The organism is Sulfurospirillum deleyianum DSM 6946 (assembly GCF_000024885.1).
GTDB lineage: Bacteria > Campylobacterota > Campylobacteria > Campylobacterales > Sulfurospirillaceae > Sulfurospirillum > Sulfurospirillum deleyianum.
The window spans coordinates 1051588-1071831 of the sequence record NC_013512.1 but is presented as its reverse complement, the minus strand read 5'-3'; the positions used below and the strand labels follow the sequence as shown (position 1 = coordinate 1071831).

The 20244-nt window shown below is 35.0% G+C and carries 20 protein-coding genes; 11 read left to right on the top strand and 9 right to left on the bottom strand.

Annotated features, from left to right (window positions below; all coding sequences use genetic code 11):
• Positions 1 to 25 precede the first annotated feature (25 nt).
• The 9 genes from SDEL_RS05375 (at position 26) to SDEL_RS05335 (ending at position 9670) form a co-directional block, all read left to right on the top strand.
• Positions 26 to 1954 (top strand): flagellar assembly protein A, encoded by a 1929-nt coding sequence (locus SDEL_RS05375; RefSeq protein ID WP_012856835.1) that lies wholly within the window; start codon positions 26 to 28, stop codon positions 1952 to 1954.
• The gene (ruvA, locus tag SDEL_RS05370) at positions 1951 to 2511 is read left to right on the top strand and encodes a Holliday junction branch migration protein RuvA (RefSeq protein WP_012856834.1); all 561 of its coding nucleotides are present in this window, start codon (positions 1951 to 1953) and stop codon (positions 2509 to 2511) included. The genes SDEL_RS05375 and ruvA overlap by 4 nt, the downstream gene beginning before the upstream one ends.
• Before the next feature lie 12 nt (positions 2512 to 2523).
• Positions 2524 to 3558 (top strand): D-alanine--D-alanine ligase, encoded by a 1035-nt coding sequence (locus tag SDEL_RS05365; protein WP_012856833.1) that lies wholly within the window; start codon positions 2524 to 2526, stop codon positions 3556 to 3558.
• A gap of 53 nt (positions 3559 to 3611) precedes the next feature.
• Complete coding sequence (locus tag SDEL_RS05360; protein WP_012856832.1) at positions 3612 to 3836, top strand: type II toxin-antitoxin system Phd/YefM family antitoxin; 225 nt, start codon at positions 3612 to 3614, stop codon at positions 3834 to 3836.
• Positions 3829 to 4548 (top strand): alpha/beta fold hydrolase, encoded by a 720-nt coding sequence (locus tag SDEL_RS05355; RefSeq protein WP_012856831.1) that lies wholly within the window; start codon positions 3829 to 3831, stop codon positions 4546 to 4548. Before SDEL_RS05360 ends, SDEL_RS05355 begins: the two co-directional genes overlap by 8 nt.
• Positions 4545 to 4814, top strand: coding sequence for an acylphosphatase (locus SDEL_RS05350; RefSeq protein ID WP_012856830.1), 270 nt, complete (start codon positions 4545 to 4547; stop codon positions 4812 to 4814). The genes SDEL_RS05355 and SDEL_RS05350 overlap by 4 nt, the downstream gene beginning before the upstream one ends.
• A 3-nt stretch (positions 4815 to 4817) precedes the next feature.
• Positions 4818 to 6248 carry a Mur ligase family protein gene (locus SDEL_RS05345; RefSeq protein WP_012856829.1) on the top strand — a complete coding sequence of 477 codons (1431 nt, stop codon included), beginning with the start codon at positions 4818 to 4820 and terminating at the stop codon, positions 6246 to 6248.
• A gap of 102 nt (positions 6249 to 6350) precedes the next feature.
• Positions 6351 to 8459, top strand: a complete 2109-nt coding sequence (pta, locus tag SDEL_RS05340) for a phosphate acetyltransferase (protein WP_012856828.1) — start codon at positions 6351 to 6353, stop codon at positions 8457 to 8459.
• Positions 8456 to 9670, top strand: a complete 1215-nt coding sequence (locus tag SDEL_RS05335) for an acetate/propionate family kinase (protein ID WP_012856827.1) — start codon at positions 8456 to 8458, stop codon at positions 9668 to 9670. The genes pta and SDEL_RS05335 overlap by 4 nt, the downstream gene beginning before the upstream one ends.
• Before the next feature lie 32 nt (positions 9671 to 9702).
• On the opposite strand, the gene SDEL_RS05330 is transcribed toward SDEL_RS05335, so the two are convergent.
• Positions 9703 to 10149: a GatB/YqeY domain-containing protein gene (locus SDEL_RS05330; RefSeq protein WP_012856826.1), complete on the bottom strand. Its 447-nt coding sequence runs from the start codon at positions 10147 to 10149 to the stop codon at positions 9703 to 9705.
• A gap of 81 nt (positions 10150 to 10230) precedes the next feature.
• On the opposite strand from SDEL_RS05330, the gene flgH reads away from it, so the two are divergent.
• Both flgH and SDEL_RS05320 read left to right on the top strand, forming a co-directional pair.
• Entirely contained in the window at positions 10231 to 10944 is a 714-nt protein-coding gene (gene flgH / locus SDEL_RS05325) for a flagellar basal body L-ring protein FlgH (RefSeq protein WP_012856825.1), read from the top strand.
• A gap of 40 nt (positions 10945 to 10984) precedes the next feature.
• On the top strand, positions 10985 to 11428 hold the full coding sequence (locus SDEL_RS05320) for a hypothetical protein (RefSeq protein WP_012856824.1): 444 nt from the start codon (positions 10985 to 10987) through the stop codon (positions 11426 to 11428).
• A 47-nt stretch (positions 11429 to 11475) separates the two neighbouring features.
• Here SDEL_RS05320 and SDEL_RS05315 read toward each other — a convergent pair whose 3' ends face one another.
• The 8 genes from SDEL_RS05315 to SDEL_RS05280 are packed head-to-tail and all read right to left on the bottom strand — an operon-like array spanning position 11476 to position 20231.
• A complete protein-coding gene (locus SDEL_RS05315; protein WP_012856823.1) occupies positions 11476 to 12717 on the bottom strand; it encodes a type II secretion system F family protein in 1242 nt (413 codons plus the stop codon).
• Positions 12714 to 14465, bottom strand: coding sequence for a GspE/PulE family protein (locus SDEL_RS05310; protein ID WP_012856822.1), 1752 nt, complete (start codon positions 14463 to 14465; stop codon positions 12714 to 12716). The genes SDEL_RS05315 and SDEL_RS05310 overlap by 4 nt, the downstream gene beginning before the upstream one ends.
• A gap of 60 nt (positions 14466 to 14525) precedes the next feature.
• Positions 14526 to 15356 (bottom strand): hypothetical protein, encoded by an 831-nt coding sequence (locus SDEL_RS11685; protein ID WP_012856821.1) that lies wholly within the window; start codon positions 15354 to 15356, stop codon positions 14526 to 14528.
• Positions 15349 to 16158: an ATP-binding protein gene (locus tag SDEL_RS05300; RefSeq protein WP_012856820.1), complete on the bottom strand. Its 810-nt coding sequence runs from the start codon at positions 16156 to 16158 to the stop codon at positions 15349 to 15351. Before SDEL_RS05300 ends, SDEL_RS11685 begins: the two co-directional genes overlap by 8 nt.
• Positions 16151 to 17671 (bottom strand): pilus (MSHA type) biogenesis protein MshL, encoded by a 1521-nt coding sequence (gene mshL / locus SDEL_RS05295; protein WP_012856819.1) that lies wholly within the window; start codon positions 17669 to 17671, stop codon positions 16151 to 16153. The genes SDEL_RS05300 and mshL overlap by 8 nt, the downstream gene beginning before the upstream one ends.
• A complete protein-coding gene (locus SDEL_RS05290) occupies positions 17640 to 18068 on the bottom strand; it encodes a hypothetical protein (RefSeq protein WP_012856818.1) in 429 nt (142 codons plus the stop codon). Before SDEL_RS05290 ends, mshL begins: the two co-directional genes overlap by 32 nt.
• On the bottom strand, positions 18065 to 18712 hold the full coding sequence (locus tag SDEL_RS05285; protein ID WP_012856817.1) for a hypothetical protein: 648 nt from the start codon (positions 18710 to 18712) through the stop codon (positions 18065 to 18067). Before SDEL_RS05285 ends, SDEL_RS05290 begins: the two co-directional genes overlap by 4 nt.
• Complete coding sequence (locus tag SDEL_RS05280) at positions 18705 to 20231, bottom strand: hypothetical protein (RefSeq protein ID WP_012856816.1); 1527 nt, start codon at positions 20229 to 20231, stop codon at positions 18705 to 18707. Before SDEL_RS05280 ends, SDEL_RS05285 begins: the two co-directional genes overlap by 8 nt.
• Positions 20232 to 20244 lie beyond the last annotated feature (13 nt).

Genomic DNA, 20244 nt, shown 5'->3' with positions numbered 1-20244 from the left:
AGTTTATTTTAGTAGGGGCGCCATCTTGGGAATACTTGATAAAATCAAAGGACAAAATTCAGAGACGAAAAAGCAGAACGCACAACCATCTTCTGAATTTAGTTCTATTATTATTGATACGACAAATGTCATCAAAGAGATTAAAAATATCGCAACTGCCAATCGTTTAAATGCGTCTGAACTTTCGTTTAAACTTTTAAAAGTGACAACCTATATGAGTGATGAAAAAAGTGAAAATCATGAAATGAGTGCTGAAGAGATGAGCTTGTTTCTTGATGATACGTTTTTACTCAATCCCTCTCTTAAAATTTCACAAAATTATCGGGTTGAGATTTTTAAAACGGCGCTTTATCCTACCTCATTGCATCTGCCTGACATTACACTCAGTGGCAATAAAAATTTAACAAAAGTTATTGCAACAATCTCTCAAAGCCATGATGTGGTCTATACGCCTGATTTAGAACAAGCGATTATTGATGATATCCAAATAAAAAAGATGAAAACAGGTATTTTACTAGGTATTCGTGATCAAAATATGTATAAAGAGGTTAAAAAACTGGTTGCTGCGATTCATGTCAATGGTTTTTTAGATAAAAATCATTCATTTATTGTCTGTTCCGGTGTGGATGAAATTGCTCCTGTTAATGACAATCTTCTTTTGCATTACAAGAAAAAAGTCAATCCAAAAACAGCTGATGGTAAAGTGGATTATGCCAAGCGAGGTTTTGTTTTAGCGGTTGAAAAAGATGAGTGTGTGCTTGAATACATCAAGCCTCAAAGTGGAACACCAGGACGCAACTGTCGTGGAGGTTTTATCGCTGTTCCTGAGCCTCGTGTCTCGAATAATGAAGTGATTAACATCACAGAGAATCTTACGAAAAAAGAGAGTGAAACCAGTATTAAATACATCGCTAATCTTGGCGGGTACGTTCATTTGGAAAAAGGAACGTATGATATTCAAGAGCATATGGAAATTAATGAGATTAGCTTTAAATCAACAGGTTCCATTGACACAAGTTTGGACTCTAATATTAAAATCAATATTAAAGAAACAGATATTTTAAAAGATGCCATTGGGGCAGGGATGAGTGTTGAAACAGCTGAAGTGCATGTCCAAGGCAATGTCGCTAGTGGTGCTAGGGTGAAGGCAAAAATTGTCGAAATTGGTGGTCAAACACATCAAAGTGCTTATATCGAAGCGGATAAGATTATCATTACCGTACATCATGGCGAAGCGAATGGTCAGGATGTTGAGATAGATCGCCTTGAAGGTGGACGTGTAATTGCCGATACGGTGTATGTTAAAAATATGACAGGAGGCGAAATTATCGCTAAAGTGATTAAAATAGACAATCTAATGTCCAACGCAAAAATCACAGCCTCAGAAAAAATAGAGATTATGGAATTAAAAGGGAGTAATAATAAATTGATTATTGACCCGAGTGTGACGAAAGAATTTCATGAGATGATAGAGTCTATTAACCATAAAATTGAGCAATTAGAAGAAGAGTTAAAAGCCTATCCTAGGCAGCTTAGCAGTAAAAAAGAGTATATTGATAAAAATAAACCTATGGCGGAAATGGTCAAAGAGAAGATTATGGAGTTAAAACGCAATCGCGTGGAGCCTCCTTTAACACTGTTCGCTAAAGTGAAAGATTTTCAAGAAAAAGTGATGGAATACAACACCTTTTTACAAACATTTAAAGATAAAAAAGAAGAGTTACGTGACTATAAAGAGGAACTCAGCGGTGTTCAAAATAAAGTATTTTTAGCACGTATTATTAATCACTCTGTTTGGAAAGAGTTTAATGAAGTACGTTTTAAACTTATTTATCCTCCTAGGGATATGACGTACAATCCCAAAGAGAATGAGGTCATTCGTGAAATTAGCTTGAAAGATATGGGAACAGGGGAGTATAGAATTATGCGTTCAAATGAGTACAGTAACTCATGATTGTGGGAATTGAGGGAATTGTTGTCAAAAAAGAGGTGACGTTTGTCTATCTAAAAACAACATCGGGTTTGAGTTATAAGGTTTTTATATCACTTTTTAGCAGTGCTCGTATTCAACTTAATGAAAAAATCTCTTTACATGTAAGTCAAATTATTCGTGAAGACCAACACAGTTTATATGGTTTTGTGGATGAAAATGAAAAAAAGGTTTTTGATACACTTGTTAAACTCAATGGCATTGGACCTTCGACTGCACTTGCTGTGTGTTCAACGTTAAGTCCTGATGATTTTGCACACGCTCTAGTTTCGCAAAACATCAGTGCGTTTCAAAAAGTACCAGGGATTGGACCTAAAAGTGCCAAACGCATTTTGGTTGAATTGAGTGACTTTTCACTGCAACTTCTCCATGAAGACTTCACCAATAGTAGTCTGCAAGAAGCATCTATGGCATTAGAAAGTTTAGGATTTAAAAAAGAGATGATTAAAAAAGTGTTGAGTCAGATTCAAGGTGGAGATACTCAAACAATTATTAAAGAAGCCCTTAAGAAGCTTGGATAACAAAGGAAAAAGATGAAAATAGCCGTTTTATTTGGCGCACAGAGTTTTGAACATGAGATTAGCGTGGTAAGTGCTATTGCCTTAAAAAAAGTTTTAAAGAGTGAAATTGTCTACATTTTTTGTGATTATGAACGTAACTTTTATTTAATACCCACAGATAAAATCACCTCTAAACGCTTTAGCAGTGGCGAGTATAAAAAAGATAAAGCTTTACATGTAAAGCAAGGTGGCTTTTACGCTAAAAAAATGCTTGGAGAAGAGCAGATTAGCTTTGATGTAATGATCAATCTGGTACATGGAAGAGATGGCGAAGATGGAAAATTAAGTGCACTGCTTGATTTCTTTGGTATTCCTTACATTGGTCCTCGTATGGAAGCATGTAGCATCAGTTACAATAAACTTTTTACAAAGCTCTATGCCAAAGAAGTGGGTGTCAATGTTTTGCCATATCAACTTTTGCATAAAGGGAGCAACGAGGCGATTTCTATTGCGTATCCCTTTATTGTGAAGCCTTTACGTTTAGGAAGTTCCATTGGGATTGGCATTGTCAAGGAAGAAAAAGAGTTGGCTTATGCGCTCGATGTTGCCTTTGAATTTGATGATACGGTTTTAATTGAGCCTTTTATCAGTGGGGTGAAAGAGTACAACCTTGCAGGATGTAAAACAGATAGTTTTACATTTTCCATTATTGAAGAGCCTCAAAAAGAGGCGTTTTTAGATTTTGATAAAAAATACCTTGATTTTTCACGTACCAAAAGAGTTAATGAAGCATCCCTTGAGGTAACTTTGGAAAAAGAGATTCAAACTTCATTTATAAAGCTGTATGATCCTCTCTTTTTAGGAGCTTTGATTCGTTGTGATTTTTTTGTGATTGATGGTGTGGTCTATCTCAATGAAATCAATCCTGTTCCAGGAAGCATGGCAAATTACCTTTTTGATGATTTTGATGGAGTGATTAAGCGTTTGGTCAATTATCTGCCACATACGACAACCGTTACCAAAGAGTACCGTTATATCAATTCAATACAAGCGGCAAAAGGCAAATAAAAGCCTTTTTTACATAAGATAATACATAAAATTTTGCAAAAAAAGGTTTTTACATGACCTATGCTAAAAATGAAATCATGACAGCAACCGATATGGTGCGCAATTTTAGTTCAGTGCTTGGTAGCTTAACTAAAGGAGAGCATAAACGCATTGTAATTGTTAAAAACAACCGTTTTGAAGCGGTTATGGTTACGATGGATGAGTATGAAAAAATGAGTGAAGCGGTTAATATTTTAGAAAAAATTTATGCAAACACAAAAAAGAAGAGTGATGGCTAAGAAAGAGATTGTTTATGAAGGAATTTCCTATTCGCTGAGTTATGAGATTTTAAATCTTCATCAGCCTAAAACACTTCTTTTCCTGCATGGTTGGGGAAGCAATAAACGGGTGATGAAACAAGCCTTTGGAGATTGTTTTTCAGCGTATCAACATATCTATTTAGACCTCCCAGGATTTGGGGATTCTTCAATTCAAGGTGTCATCAATACAGCTACGTATGCCACTATCGTTCGTGCATTTTTGGAGGCTTTACATGTAAAACCTGTGATGGTTTTTGGACACTCTTTTGGAGGAAAGGTGGCAACACTGCTCTCTCCTGATGTTTTAGTGCTTCTTTCAAGTGCGGGTATTGTTGTTCCTAAGTCCTTTAAAGTTCGCACAAAAATAGCGTTATTTAAGTTTTTTAAACCTCTTTTTCCCAAAGGATTTTACCGTTTCTTTGCCACAAAAGATGTCGAGGGTATGAGTGAAACCATGTACGAGATTTTGAAACGAGTGGTAAACGAAGATTTTACCCATCATTTTCTTACATGTAACGCTAAAACGTTCATTTTTTGGGGGAAAGAGGATAGGGCAACGCCCCTTAGTAGTGGAGAGACGATTGCAAGTCTCATACCACAAAGTCGTTTTTTTGCTTTAGAAGGAGATCATTTTTTCTTTTTGAAAGAGGGAAAACGCATTGAAACATTGCTTTTGGAGTCTGGTTTTTGAATACTTATCGGTTAATTGTAACAGGACGTGTGCAAGGTGTAGGGTATCGTCGTTTTGTCGTTGAAATGGCAGAAACTCTAGGATATGGTGGTTATGTAAAAAATTTGCCAGATGGGAGTGTTGAAGTGGTACTTAATGCGACGTATGAAGAAGATTTGGAATTTTTTATTTCAAAACTTTATGATGGTTCGATGTTTTCTAATGTTCAAGATGTGACATGTCGCAAGGTCGAACATTGTTATTTTGACCATTTTGAAAAGAGATAAGTCATGGCGTGGTTTATAGAAGCGTTAGTCCATTTTGGTTTTGTCATAGGATTGGGGTACTACTTTATTTTGGCGATGCAGTGGTATGGCTACCGTTTAGAGCGTGTTTTGTTTCATTTTAATCGCTACGATTGGCATCTTTACTTTTTTCTTTTACCTTTATTGGCGTATTATTTCTTAGAAGGTCTCTTTCTTTATGGCGTCTGTGGTCTCTATCTTTTAGCTCTTTTTCTTTGGAACCGTAAAAATGATAAAAAATTGGTTTTAACTGCTCGAATCAAACGTTTTTTCCTTTTTTTAGTGCTTGCCATACTCTTTCAAAATCTTTTATGTGTGGGGGCTTGTTTTAAATTTGGAGTTATCATTCCTTTAGCCATTGCACAGCTTCTTAGTATGTTTTTTGAAAAAATGCTCTTTTTAAGTTATCAAAAAGAAGCGGAAAAAAAATTGGCACAACGCCCTTCCATGAAAGTGATTGCGATTACGGCAAGTTATGGGAAAACGAGCATTAAAAATTTTTTAGCGTCTATTCTCTCTAAAGAGTTTAACGTGTATCATACCCCTCGAAGTGTCAATACTTTAGCGGGGATTGTGAAAGATATCAATAACGATTTACCTGATACGTGTGATATCTATATTGTTGAGGCTGGTGCTCGTATGCAAGGGGATATTGATGAAATAGCACGATGTGTCAATCCTCATATTGCCGTTGTTGGGCGTATTGGAGAACAACACATTGAGTATTTTAAAACGCTTGAAAATATCCGCAATACTAAAATGGAAATGATTCACTCCAATCGGCTTCAAAAAGCATTTATTCATGAGAGTGCACAGATCAAAGAGACTCCAACTATTCTCTCCTTTGGGAGTGAAATTAAAGAGGTAAAAGCCTCGCTGGATGGACTAACCTTTAGCATGCTTCTTGAAGGAAAAGAGGAGCACTTTAGCGCTTCCTTGCTTGGAGATTTTAATGCCATTAATCTTGCGGCGTGTGTACATGTGGCTAGAGAATTGGGCATGAGTATTGAGATGATTCAAGAGGCAATGAGAGAGCTCAAAGGGGTAGAACATCGTCTTCAAAAAATTGAAGCAGGTGGAAAAATAATTATTGATGATAGTTTTAATGGTAATTTAGAAGGAATGCTTAGCTCTTACGAGTTGGTTTCGCACTATGAAGGACGTAAAGTGATTGTTACGCCTGGTATTGTAGAGAGTACGGAAGAAGCCAATAAATGTCTCGCAGAAAAAATAGATGCTATTTTTGATGTTGTGATTATTACAGGTAAAAGCAATATGCCTATTTTAGATTTACATGTAAAGAGAGCGCAAAAGATTCTTTTATCGGATAAATCAGAATTGCAAGCGCTCTTAGCGGAGCAAACCTATGCGGGTGATTTGATTTTATTTTCCAATGATGCGCCAGGGTTTATCTAAAAAAGATGTAAAAAATATAGGTTATATTGCAATCCTTAGAAACCTGTCAAATGTTTATTCGTATGATGAAATGAGTTGTTGAAGTAAACACAAAGGAGCTAGATGCAAACCAAAAGCTTATATATCTCGTCGTTAGAGCCCGCAGCGGGTAGTTTGATCGTAACGATGGGCATTATGGAGTTGCTTAAAGGTCGTCTTGGAAGGGTCGCTTTTTTTAGACCTGTCATTGTTAATGTAGGTGAACCTGATCAAGATATCAGTTTTATGCTCGAACATTATGCCCTTAAAATGGCGTATGACGATACTTATGGTTACACTGTGCATGAAGTTGAAAGTCTGATTGCTGAAAATAAATACAATGAGGTTTTAGAGACACTGATTGAAAAGTTTAAAACCTTAGAAAATCAGTACGATTTTGTGCTCGTTGAGGGCTTAAATCAAGCCAATTTCTCAAATACGCTCGATTTTGATATTAACCTCTCCATCGCAAAAAATTTAAGTAGTCCTTTTATTAGCGTTTTAAAAGGAAAAAATAAAAGTGTTAAAGAAGTTGTCGATGAGATTCATATTGAAGCAGAAGCGATTCGAGCAGCAGGATGTCAACACTTTGCCACATTTGTCAATCGTTTAGGAAAAGCGGAATCTGAAGCACTTCAAGAACTTGCTGCTTCTGTTGCGTTGCAAAACAGCCCTATTTATTTTCTTCCAGAAGTTCCCGAATTAGATACTCCAACCGTTGCTGAAATTCAAAAAAAATTGGGATGTATGCGTATTTACGGGGAAGAAAAAGATTTAAGACGTGTGGTAAAGCAGAGTAAAATCGCAGCGATGCGTTTAGAGAATTTTTTAGAACACATTGAAGAAGGTGATTTAATCATCACACCAGGTGATAGATCAGATGTTATTTTAGGGTGTCTTAGTGCGGCTTTATCGAAAAATTATCCAACGATTTCAGGTATGTTATTGACAGGTGGTTTATTGCCAGATAAAGCGATTAATAAACTCTTTTTAGGTTTTAATGATTTTTCGATTCCCGTGTTAAGCGTTGAAAGCGACACTTATCATACGGCTGTAAATGTTGCACAAGTTCCTGCGACCATTACGGCACAGAGTATTCGAAAAATTGCACTTGCAATGGGACTTTTCTCATCTAACGTTAATCTCAAAGAGATAGAAACGATGATTAATGCGGAGTCTTCTCTTTCGTCTATTACCCCCGTTATGTTTGAATATGCACTCTTTGAGCGTGCACGCAGTGACCGTAAAAAAATTGTTCTACCTGAAAGTAACGATGAGCGTATTTTAAGGGCAACGGAGATTTTATTGCGCCGTAATGTTGCGGATATTATTCTTCTAGGAAACCCTGAAGAGGTCTTGCGTAAAAGTGCTTCATTGGGGTTAGATATTGGCAAGGCGACGATTATTGACCCTGCAAATTCACCTCTGATGGATGAATTTGTGCGTACTTTTTATGAAATGCGAAAATCCAAAGGGCTCTCTTTAGATGTGGCTCGTGATAGTATGATGATGACCAATTACTTTGCTACCATGATGGTTTATTCAGGGCACGCTGATGGAATGGTTTCAGGTGCGATTCATACGACACAAGAGACGATTCGTCCAGCTCTTCAAATTATTAAAACAAAACCGGGTATTTCTATTGTTTCCAGTCTCTTTTTTATGTGTTTAGAGACACGTGTGTTAGTGTATGGTGATTGTGCTGTCAATCAAGACCCTAATGCGGAAGAGTTGGCTCAAATTGCTATCTCCTCGGCGGATACGGCTAAAATGTTTGGCATTGAACCAAAAATTGCGATGCTTTCTTATTCAACAGGTGATTCAGGTAAGGGTGAAGAGGTTGAAAAAGTTCGCCTTGCTACAAAAATTGTTAAAGAAACACGTCCTGATTTATTGGTCGAAGGACCCATTCAGTATGATGCTGCGATTGATCCAACGGTTGCAAAAACAAAACTCCCCAACAGTCAAGTTGCAGGAGAAGCGACTATTTTTATTTTCCCAGATTTAAATACAGGTAATAATACTTACAAAGCGGTTCAAAGAAGTTCAGGTGCTGTGGCTATTGGTCCAGTACTTCAAGGGCTTCGTAAACCAGTCAATGACCTCAGCCGAGGCTGTTTGGTTCCTGATATCGTCAATACCGTAGCCATTACTGCTATTCAAGCACAAACCAACGATGGAGTAAGCAATTGAAAATCTTAGTTTTAAACGCAGGGAGTTCTTCTGTTAAATTTCAACTCTTCAACATGGCAAACAATGCAGTGTTAGCCAGTGGATTGATTGAGCAAATTAGTGAGCCAATGTCACGAACACGCATGAAGTACAAAAATGCTTCTGGCGTCGAGCAGCTTATTGAGCAAACAGCACCCATTGCTGACCACCATGAGGCTCTTAAAAAAATGAGTCTGCTTTTAATTGAATCAGGTGTTATTCATAATCTCAATGACCTTGATGGAATAGGGCATCGTGTGGTACAAGGTGGTGCCTCCTTTCAAGCTCCTGCAATGGTTGATGAATATGTCATGTCTGAAATTGAAAGGCTTATTCCTCTAGCGCCACTTCATAATCCAGGACATCTCTCAGGGATGAAAGTTTCGGTAGAGCAAAGTCCAAATGTGCCTCAAGTGGCTATTTTCGACACCGCTTTTCATTCAACTTTACCCAAATATGCGTATATGTATGCACTTCCCTATAAATATTATGAAGAGCTTAGAATTAGACGGTATGGGTTTCATGGAACCTCTCATCGATATATCGTTAAAGAAGCTGCCAATTATCTAAAGCAAGATATAAACACACTCAATGCCATTACGCTTCATTTAGGAAATGGTGCGAGTGTGGCTGCCATCGAAAATGGTAAAAGTGTGGATACGTCTATGGGATTGACGCCACTAGAAGGACTCATCATGGGAACACGTAGCGGGGATATAGACCCTGCTATTTTGTTCTATTTGGCACGCAAAAAAGGTTTAACACTTGATGAGCTAGATCGTATGTTGAACAAAGAGAGTGGCTTAAAAGGGATTTGTGGAAGCAATGATATGCGAGAAATTAACCGTTTGGCACACGAAGGCAATGAACAAGCACAATTAGCACGAGAGATGTTTAACTACCGTCTTAAAAAATACATTGGTTCTTATAGCGCTGTTTTGGGACGTGTGGATTGTATTGTTTTTACAGGAGGTATTGGTGAAAATGATAGTGAAGTGCGCTTTGAATCTTGTAGTCGGCTAGAAAACTTTGGTATTAAAATTGATACCGTGCGTAATGCGGAGCGCACAGAGGGTATTCGACAAATTAGTACGGATGATAGCCCTGTAAAAGTGTTGGTTATTCCAACCAATGAAGAGCTAGAAATCGCTGTTGAAACCATGGAAATGATAGAAAAACATTGTAAAAAATAGAGTTACATGTAGAGATATTCTCTACATGTAATTTAGGCTAAAAGCTCTTTAGCGAGGGTGTTGATTCTTTTTCCATCGGCAACACCTTCGCATTCCACTAAGACAACACCCATCAATTTTCCAATTTCTTTCATACTAGAAAGACCTTGGGCGTTGATATGTTTCGCAATAATTGCTTTGAGTGCTTCATCACTGAGTTGCTCTGGTAAATACGATTTTAAAATTGCTGCTTCGGCTAACTCTTTTTCATACAAATCCATTCTTCCCGCATCTTTGAAAGCAATGGCTGCATCATCACGCTGTTTAAGAGATTTTTGAATTATTTTAACAATATCTGCATCACTAAGCTCTTTGCGTTCATCTACTTCGATTTGCTTTAGCGAACTCATTAAAAAACGAATGGCATCACGCATAAAATTATCTTTATTTTTCATTGCGTTTTTGAGGTCTTCTTGAAGTTTTGCTTTTAATTCTGACATAAAATTTCCTTTTTGGTAGCTTTTTTCATTCAAGAGGCATTTTATTGTATAATTTTGTAAAATAGAATAAAATGGAGCGCTATGAGAGTTTTTACATGTAGCCTTGTCACTGCGTTTATCGTTTTAGGATGTTCTAATCATCCTGCAAGTCCAGAGATTAGTATGAAGCCTCCTGTTTATGTGGATGAAATACCCAGTCGTGTTAATGAAAATATTGCCTCAAATCCAGGGAGTCTTTTTGGTCAAGGAGACAATCCCCTTTTTGCCGATTTAAAAGCGATGCATGTTAATGATATTGTAACCATTACCATTACAGAACAAACGGTTCAAACGTCTTCTGGAAAAAAAGCTTTGTCTAAAGAGAGTAGTAGTGATTTAAATGCAGGTGTTATCGCAGGTGTTCCTTTTGGTGGTGTTGTAGGCAATGTTGCGGATAAAATAGCAACCAAATCTGCCAATTTGGGCTTTAATGCAGGTTCCACTAACTCGTTTACAGGAACAGGGAGCACGAGTCGTAATGAGAGTTTTACGACAACTATTTCTGCTCGGATTATCAAAGTTTTAAATAATGGAAATTATTTTATTGAGGGTAGTCGTGAATTGCTGATTAATGGCGAAAAACAGTTGATTCAAGTAAGCGGCGTGATTCGTCCCTATGATATCGACCAATACAACAACATTGATTCCAAATATATTGCAGATGCTAAAATCCTTTACAAAACAGAAGGAGACATCGACCAGACAACTACAAAACCTTGGGGAAGCAAATTTATGGAAACAATTTGGCCATTTTAATTTTGCAGAGATAAAAACTATTTAAGAAGGATATATTCACTTGGAAACACGACAAGAACCAAAATTTATTGATAGAGACAAGATTTTTAAAGCAAAAGATATTATTGTAGCACTAAAGTATTTTGGCGTAAGCTTTGATAAAGTAAAAACCAATACACCTAACCGTGCTCGTGCTATCGTACTTGGATATAAGGCGTGGAAATTAGGGCTGAATGAGACGCAACTGCGCTCTGTTATGGATCATAAGGTTGAAGATAGAGAGATTTTAGATGTTCTTGAGTACAAAGAAAAGAAGAGTATTCGCAGTTGGAGTATTTCAACAAAAGTCAAAGAGGATGACTATAAAATTAAAATTGAACGTTTATGGTGCAAAAAGTTAGGTGCATTGTGTTTAATTGGAAAATTGAATCAGAAAGAGCTGATTACGTTAGCAAAAGAGAAGTTTCAAAACGAACTCAACTGTGCTATTCCTAAAGAATTTTAATTGTTTGAGCGTTACATGTAACACGGTAACGCTCAAACAAACGTTTATTACGATTTGACTGCTTTTGCCATATCCCACATCGGCATAAAAATACCCAATGCCATCAATAAGACCATCGCAGCAATAAAACCCAACAAGATAGGTTCAATATAACTTGCGATATTGTCAATAATCTGATTAAAACGGGATTTAAAATAAAGTGTTACTTTTTCTAACATTTTATCTAAGGTACCACTTTGTTCTCCTGCTTGAATCATCTGAATCAGCATTCCTTCAAATAATCCAGTATCACGAAACGACTCTGTCAGTGAAACACCACGTTGGACAGAAATTTTAACACCCGAAAGTCTTTTTTTCAAATGGGTGTTTTCCAAAGTTAACAATGAAGTATCTAAGGCATCTGCAATAGGAATACCCGCTCGAATCAACTCTGTAAAAACAAGGCAAAAACGACTCAGTGTTGCATAAAAAATAATATCACCAATCAAATAGACTTTTAAAATGTATTGGTCAAAATTTTTCTTAAACTCTTCGTTATTATTGAGCAAATATTTAATAAGTACAATAATGGCAATTAAACCTGCTAAGAGGTAAAGTCCATAGTGATTAATCATATTTTCCATAAAAAGAAGGATTTTTGTAGGTAAAGGAAGTTCTGCTTTGAGTTTGGAAAAGATATCTTTAAACTTTGGTACAACATAGACCATCAAAATTGTAAAAGCAATGGCAATAGCAATGACAACCGTAGTAGGATAGCGTAGCGCTTTCTTGAATTTTTGCCTATTCTCTTCAATTTCTTCAAGAATCTCCGCAAGTTTTTCAAGCGATTCAGCCATATTACCCGTACTTTCACCCAGCTCAACCATAGCAATCGTAACATCCCCCACATCTTCACGATAAGACATCAAAGATTGCGTCAGGCTTAAACCAGAGTTCAAGTCATCATTGATACTTTGAAAAATCGTTTTTAATGTTTTATCAACTGTTGCATTGGCAACTTCTTTCACACTATCGTGAATAGAAATTCCAGCATTCGTCATAACACTAAGTTGCCTAATGGCAGCAATCAACGATGTTATCTTGATTTTTTTACGTATTACTGTTCCTAAAAGGGCATTTCTGAACGAGCGTAATTTATCTTCAATAGGTGCAGATGTCTCCTTTATCGTAACAATAATTCCAGGAACTTGATGTTTAGCAATCGCGATCGCATCTTTACGATCAGGAGACTTAATAATGGTCTTTAACTTTTGACCCTTAAATAGGTAATTGACTTCAAAGTATTTCATCCTTTTGCCACCCTTGCAATTTCATCTAGTGTTGTGACACCATTGGCTGCTCGTGTAATACCATCTTGATACATATCGACAAACCCTTCTTTAAGAGCCTGCTCTTTAATTTCACTTTTTCCAGCACCCTGTGCTATCATACTCGAAATGGTTTCACTGATTGTTAAAATTTCAGAAATCATTTCCCTTCCAAGATAGCCTGTTTGAGAACATTTTTCGCACCCAACATTTTTATAAAATTGATAATTATCTGGCAACATATCTTTGATTTCATCGTAGGCTGTTTTGGGTAATGTGTATTTTGTTTTGCAGTGAGGACAAAGTTTTCGTACAAGCCTTTGCGCTTCAATCGCAACAAGTGAACCACTCATTAAATAAGGTTCAATTCCCATATCTACAACCCTTGTCACCGCACTGATCGCATCATTGGTATGGAGTGTTGAAAAAACTAAGTGACCTGTAAGGGCAGCTTGTACTGCAATACGAAGAGTTTCTGTATCACGAATCTCACCAATCATAATAACATCAGGATCTTGTCTTAAGATGGAACGTAACGCAGATGAAAAAGTAAGATTTGCTTTTTCATTCACTTGCACTTGTTGTGTCAATGTAAGTTGATACTCCACAGGGTCTTCAACCGTGATAATTTTTGTTTGAACACTTTTAATCGCATTGAGTGCGGCATAAAGTGTTGTAGTTTTACCACTACCTGTAGGACCAGTAACCAATATAATACCATAAGGTGCGTGCATAGCCTGTTCAAATTTCACATAATTGTTAGGATGCATACCCAAATCTTCAATTTTAATCATTACTTTGGATTTATCTAAAATACGAATAACAATTGATTCACCATTTATAGTTGGAAGCGCAGAAATCCTAAAGTCATACTCTTTTCCCAAAATCGTTGCTGAAAAACGCCCATCTTGAGGTTTTCTTTTTTCTGCAATATCCATATTTGAGAGAAGTTTCATACGTGAACCAAGGGGCGGGTAAATATCTTTATCAAAAATAAAGGTTTCAGTCAGCATACCATCAATACGACTGCGCACAATACAGTTATTTTCTGTTGGTTCAATATGAATATCACTTGCTCTTGCTAAAATGGATGTTTTTAAAATAATTTCAATGAGTTTTAAAATACCTGAAGATTCCTGAGGATTTTCAGCTGCACTGGATGTAATCTCTTTGCGAATTTCACCAATTAAGCCTTTAATACTCTCTCCAAGTTCCATTTTAACAAGATATTTATCAATTTGTGTGGGATCTGCAATAATAACTTTTAAAAGCTTTCGTGGGAAAATTCTTTGGACACCTTCTTGCGCATTAATATCCAAAGGATCTTTGAGTGCAATAAAAATATTGATCTCATCTTCTCGAATAGGAAGGGCTTTGAATTTTTTTAGTTGCATAAAGGGAAGTTTAGATGCTAGGCGATAATCAATGTCAATCGAATCTAAATCTAAATATTCATAATTTAAATGCTTGGCTAAAGACTTTAAAAATTTTTCACTTTCAATTGCAAAATGCGTATTCACATCTTCTAGTGTTAAATATCCTTTTTTAAAAAATTCAATCACTAAAATAAGCAAATCTTCTTTGGTAAAAAAGTTATTTTCAACTAAAATTTCACCAAGAACTTTATGTTGATTCTCTTTAAGCTCTTCTTTGATTTTTGATGCTGTATTTTCATCAATAATACGATTATGAATAAGATAGGTTAGTAACGGAGTTGCAATATCACTCATAGGTTATATCCATTTTTGTAATTTTCCAATAGTGTAGCATAGGTATGGATAACATTTTGTTTATTCAACATTAGCTCCCATATTAATTTGATTTAACAACCCTTGTGCTGCTTTTGATTTATTACTTTTAAGATAAGCTTGTAGTGCGATAACTGCATCCTCTTTTTGCCCTAATTTAAACTTTGACTTAGCAAATAAAATCCAACTTTTTTCATTTTCAGATTCCATATTATTTGCAATAAGTGCCCATTTATTGCTTTCACTATAATTTTTATTTTTATAATATTCTTCAGAAAGCATTAATGCAAAAACAATATTGTGCGTCTTTTCAAAACGCTCTTTGAGGTACTGCAACGAGTTAACTTCTTTAGTTTCAATCTGAATAAACCCTTTTGCTTTAGGCTCTTCTAGAAGAAGAGGAGGAGGCAATAAAGCTGTTTCTAATTTTTCTTCTTTCGTTTTATAAGAGAGCTCTTCTTGATGGGGCAAAGGGAGTTTTCGCATAAGCCTTTTTGATTCCATCTCTTCTTCGTAAACACCAGAATAGCCTGTTTGCATAGAAGCACTTTTTTCAATTTCAGGCAAATTGAGTTTTAAAGAGTCATCAGATTCAGTTTTTGATACAGGAGGTGGTGTATAAGTTGTTACATTGTTTTCTGCGGTAAGTAGTGGTTTTTGAGGTATTGAAAGATTGACATCGTGACTGATAGTTTCATTCGAAGAGAGAACTTTGACTGGTTGTTTTTCTTGAAAAAAGTCAGGATACAGATAGAAACTAAGTAGCGTAATACACACCACCATAACACCCAATGCAATCGAATATATCCTTTGCTTTAAACGATAACGAGAAACTTTTTTTTCCAGTTCAGCTATTTCATTAGCACTAAGCATCAATCATCCCCAAACTAATTCCTGCCATTTCAAGATATTTTACATGTAACGCATTCGCTTTAATTGCAGAAGGTTTATTGTGGTCGTAATATTCCAATATTTCAAATAAACGATACATAAATTTATTGATTGTTCTTAAATTGCCGTGTGTTAACTTTGAAATTAAGAGATAATGTCTTTGTGAAAAAAGATTTAAATACTCAAAACGGTTATGAAAAAGAAGCTTTTTCTCGATATAAGTTTTAATTTCACCACTTGAAGCATTATCTATTTCAATGGTTTCCCAAATACGTGTTTGAAAATAATCTTTTGCAAGCACATCCTCTTTCTCTGTTTTATGAACAGTGAAAAGAAATTTAAATAGCCTAGAATCAGCCATAAGGCGTATTTTTTCTACTAAATCTGTTGGATAGAGCTGAGCCTCATCAATTAGAACGGTAATTGCCTGATCCGTAGAGGTAATGTGCTTTCGAATCATCTCTAAAAACTCATTGTAATTTGAGAATTCAGGAGATTTTTTTCCAAATATGTGCTCATACAAGGAGGCAAGAAAAACTTTTTCTTCAAAAAAAGGACGTGGAAAAAAAATAATACGCTTCTTTTTTTTCAAATCATTATAAATTTTTTGAAGCAAAAATGTTTTTCCCGTTCCTGGCTTTCCATAAAAAAGTATTAACTTTAATGGCTTATCCAAGGACTGTACCAATTTATCATACGTTGTTACAGACCTATCAAGATTAATATAATCAAAAATCTCACCATCAACAAAAATTTTTTTTAAATCACTATAAGAACTATTCATAAATTTTTTGACTAAACCCTAAATCTTTAAGTGTTGCTTTATCTGTTCCTTTTGCACCAATAATACGTGGAGTAATGACAAACACAAGTTCTTTTGTTTTAAGGGTTTCTTCAGAGTGTTTAAAAGCTTCTCCTAGTAAAGGTATACTACTTAAGAGTGGTACACTAGAGTTCTCATGTCCTTTTTCTGAAGCAATCAATCCTCCTAAAATAATCGTACTACCATCTTTAACTTTAACTACCGTAGAGAGTTTTTTCTCTTGCGTATCTGGTGCAATTTCTCTAGGCTCTGTTGTTTTTTGATCATCATCAGTATATTTAAAACTACTTACAGAAGGGTTGATACGTAAAATAATTTCATTATCTTCTGAAATTTCTGGTGTAATATTAAGTAACACACCAATAAAAATTGAATAATTCATATATGTCACAGATAATGTTGCTGTACCCGATGTTGTTGCAGCATCTGTCTCTTCAGGAATACGGTAATTAATATTATCTCCTACCGTAATAAGTGCTTGTTGATTGTTCATTGTAAGAACTTTTGGACTAGAAACAACCTTTGCATCGCCACTACTCCCCAAAAAGTCAATCAATCCTGAGACTGAAAAAACAGCATCATTGACAACGGTTAAATTGTTTAAAATAGGCGTTCCGCTTAATCCTACCTCAGAGTACGGAGACGTATGATACATATTTGCATTATCATTATTATTATTAAACATAGATGTGCTATTAAAACCAAGCTGAAATTTACTCCAATCAATACCTGTTTTATTACTACTATCCAAAGCAACCGAAATAATTGAGACATCAATTAAAACTTGTTTATGTAATCTTTCTTTTAAAAGCTCAATATATTCGGAAACTCTATCGAGCTGTTTTTTTGTTCCAGTGACGGTAATTATGCCTGCATTTGCATTGATAATAGGGGCTTGTGCTTTATATCCCTCCGCTCCTGTGTTAACAATGGCTAAAAGTTCAGCTGAAATAGTTTTCCAAAAATCAAAAGATTCATTAGAAGAGATACTGTTTTGACTTTGAGTTGTTTTATCTTTTTCCTCTCCATCTTCTGTGGGTGTTGCATCAACAGAAGCATTCATAACTGCTTTACCTTCTCTAGCAGAAGAGATATAATCTACTTTAAAAGATTTGGTAGAGAGGGCAGATATTTTAAGAAAATTTTTATCGTAAGTATAAAAAAGATCATTATCACTAATAACCGAATGGAATACTTCATCCAAAGAAAGATTTTTAATATTAATCCCATGTAGATTTTTCGCCAAAATACGTTCTGCTTCTGTATCTTTAACAGCAATGCTAAAATCACAAACATCCGCAAGTTCGCTCAGTAATTCAGCACCTGTTGCTTTGTTATTGGTTTTGATATTAAAAGATCTGTATTCACAAGCATTTTTATTTTTTTCAGCTGCTTGAAGAGGCAGTAGAGCGACAGTTACAAGTGCCACTGCTGAAAGATATTTATTTAGTGAAAATTTTGATATTGCGCTCATCTTTTGTCCTTATCACAAGTTCTTTTTTTTCAATCTCATTTTGTAAAATAACACGATCACGATAGATAGTTACAAGTTTAAAAAGTCCTATTTGATCATTTCTTTTATACCACTCTCCATTGATTTTTGCTTTTTGATTTAGAATTGCTTCTAATGCATAAAGAGGTTCTTGTAGCGTTTGATTTGCATCTTTATTGATACTTTCTTCTACAACAATAATAAAAGGATTTTTGAGTTCATTAAGCATGACAGTATCCGCACCTATTCTTCGCTCTGCTATTTTCTCAAACAATAAATCGTACTCTTTGAAATTATTATGAAGAGAAACAACTTCTTGTGCATGAGTTAATGTTAAGAAATAACACGAAGTTATTCCTATTTTTAGTAATGTTTTCAATACTTCATCCCCCAGACAGCGATGTTGAATTCACCTTCAATATTTTTTTTACCCGTACAATTAAGTTCATGAACATCGACAACTAATTCACTCTCTTCAATAGCATTCATAAATTTCATAGTATTTGTAAAAGCACCATTAAAGTTCACTTTTAAATTAAGAATTTGTTCTATTTTTTGAAGATTGGGTTCGTTGATTTTATTTTCTAAGACCTTGATTCTTACAGAATATTTTTGTGCCAAATGTGCGATAGAGTCTAAAAACTTTGCCCAATTTTCATTGTTAAATAGAAGATAGGATAACTCTCTTAGTTTTGTGTCAATATAAAGATTTGTATGCGTTGTTCTTTCTAAAAGTACTTTGGCATTTTCAATATCCGATTTTACTTTCTTGATAAGAAAAGTTTCATCACCATCTCTTGAAACAGATGCAAGATAAGCTTGTTCATCTCGTAGTTTTTTCTCTATTTCGTTTGCATCTCGCATTGTTCTTTTAAGCATTGTATCAGTAACAGGAGATAAATACGAATAAGAAACAAACGCAAACAGAACAAATAGCATAGCAAAAATAAGGTAGACCTCACTCTCTTTTTTATCGCGAAAGTAAAGATCGATTTTGTTTAAAAATGCATCAATACTATTCATGGGACAATCCTATTGAAATTTTACTGGTATAAACTCTTAGCTCATCATTTTGAGAAATTTTTTCTGTATTAATATGATATTTTTTTAAAGCAGTTAAATCTTTAATAAATTCTGTAATTTTTTTCTCGCTGTTGTTTCGAATATAAAAATTAAATGTATTATTTTTAAATTCAATAGATTCTACTTTGCATTCATTTTGATTTGAGAGCTTGAAAATCTCTACAAGGATTAAAGCTTTCATAGGATATGAGATTTTTTTACTATAAATTTCATTAAGCAATTTTTTACGAAATTCAAACTTTGATGTCTCTCCTTGAACGAGAGTATCAACTTTTTCTTTTTCTGTTTTTAATCGTCCTAATTCTTGTCTAATGACAGATGTTTTTTGAAGCAGTGTCGTGTATTCGCTTGTTTGCTTTGCGGCTTTAAGGCTGAGAATGGAATGATAAGCAAATTGATAAGCAGGATAAGCAAAGCCGATGAGAATACTCGCAGCAACAATTCCCAGCAATTTCCCAGCAGGTCTGTCTTTTAAGGCAGGAGGTCGTTGATAAATTGAAAAATTTAATGTATCATCTGGATTTTCCATATAACATTGTGCAGCAAGCATCATCAAAATATGCACTTGATCAATGTACCATTCTTTTGAGTTAATGGCAATACTAAAATTTAATTCAAAAGATTCTAATCCAAGATAACTCTTGCTGTACTCTTCTATACCTGATAAAGGTCCCACTTCTGAACCTAAGTAAATCTTATCAATGATATCAATGTTATATGTTCTTTTGGTAAAAACTAAAACATCACTAATGTATAAAAAGATTTCTCCAAAAAGTTGCATTAAACTTTGTTGGAAATGACCATTTGAGGTACGTAATCCTTCATTGGTTAAGAGTTTATAAAAATCATCTTCATCAACTCTTTCTCCTAAAAGTTCACAAAATTTTTCATTGATTTCTTTTAAAGAGTAGTGTAGGGATTTTGAATAGAGATACTCTCCATTTTTATAAATTGCCAAAAAGGCGTCTGATTTTTGAAAATAAACAAAACAATGTGTTCCATCAGCATCAATAAAATTTTTATGATAAAGCGATTTGAGAAGAAAGGGAGTCGGAGTAATGTAATCAATATAGCGCGTTTTTTCACGAATAGGATTAAATTTAGATGCTACTAAGCTACTGTCTATTAAAAAAACATTGAATGTTCTGTTTTTGACATCTTTAGATTCTGTCTCTAAGTAGCTAATGGTATATGCGATTGAAGAATCCAATGCCAATTCATCATAAACTTTGATTTCTATAGCATCTTTTAAATCACTATCAGGAATATTGCGACTGACATCAATCACTGTGCTAATGACATCTCTTGTTTGTAAATAAGAGATGAAAAAAGCATCTTTATTGCTCTTTTCTAACTTATTTAACTTAATTTCATTTTTAGCATACACATACGAAACAAGAGAGTTTGAATCTATAGAAATAATTTCCGAGTTATAACGTTTATCCCCAGTCATGGCCATTTTTAAAACCTTT

Excerpts from the sequence above, each read along its gene's own strand:
- SDEL_RS11685 (WP_012856821.1), bottom strand. The coding sequence starts at position 15,356 with ATGCTTAGTGCTAATGAAATAGCTGAACTGGAAAAAAAAGTTTCTCGT.
- flgH (WP_012856825.1), top strand. The coding sequence starts at position 10,231 with ATGAGAGTTTTTACATGTAGCCTTGTCACTGCGTTTATCGTTTTAGGA.
- SDEL_RS05345 (WP_012856829.1), top strand. The coding sequence starts at position 4,818 with ATGGCGTGGTTTATAGAAGCGTTAGTCCATTTTGGTTTTGTCATAGGA.
- SDEL_RS05315 (WP_012856823.1), bottom strand. The coding sequence starts at position 12,717 with ATGAAATACTTTGAAGTCAATTACCTATTTAAGGGTCAAAAGTTAAAG.
- SDEL_RS05280 (WP_012856816.1), bottom strand. The coding sequence starts at position 20,231 with ATGGCCATGACTGGGGATAAACGTTATAACTCGGAAATTATTTCTATA.
- mshL (WP_012856819.1), bottom strand. The coding sequence starts at position 17,671 with ATGAGCGCAATATCAAAATTTTCACTAAATAAATATCTTTCAGCAGTG.
- SDEL_RS05330 (WP_012856826.1), bottom strand. The coding sequence starts at position 10,149 with ATGTCAGAATTAAAAGCAAAACTTCAAGAAGACCTCAAAAACGCAATG.
- pta (WP_012856828.1), top strand. The coding sequence starts at position 6,351 with ATGCAAACCAAAAGCTTATATATCTCGTCGTTAGAGCCCGCAGCGGGT.
- SDEL_RS05365 (WP_012856833.1), top strand. The coding sequence starts at position 2,524 with ATGAAAATAGCCGTTTTATTTGGCGCACAGAGTTTTGAACATGAGATT.
- SDEL_RS05310 (WP_012856822.1), bottom strand. The coding sequence starts at position 14,465 with ATGAGTGATATTGCAACTCCGTTACTAACCTATCTTATTCATAATCGT.
- SDEL_RS05360 (WP_012856832.1), top strand. The coding sequence starts at position 3,612 with ATGACCTATGCTAAAAATGAAATCATGACAGCAACCGATATGGTGCGC.
- SDEL_RS05355 (WP_012856831.1), top strand. The coding sequence starts at position 3,829 with ATGGCTAAGAAAGAGATTGTTTATGAAGGAATTTCCTATTCGCTGAGT.
- SDEL_RS05285 (WP_012856817.1), bottom strand. The coding sequence starts at position 18,712 with ATGAATAGTATTGATGCATTTTTAAACAAAATCGATCTTTACTTTCGC.
- ruvA (WP_012856834.1), top strand. The coding sequence starts at position 1,951 with ATGATTGTGGGAATTGAGGGAATTGTTGTCAAAAAAGAGGTGACGTTT.
- SDEL_RS05300 (WP_012856820.1), bottom strand. The coding sequence starts at position 16,158 with ATGAATAGTTCTTATAGTGATTTAAAAAAAATTTTTGTTGATGGTGAG.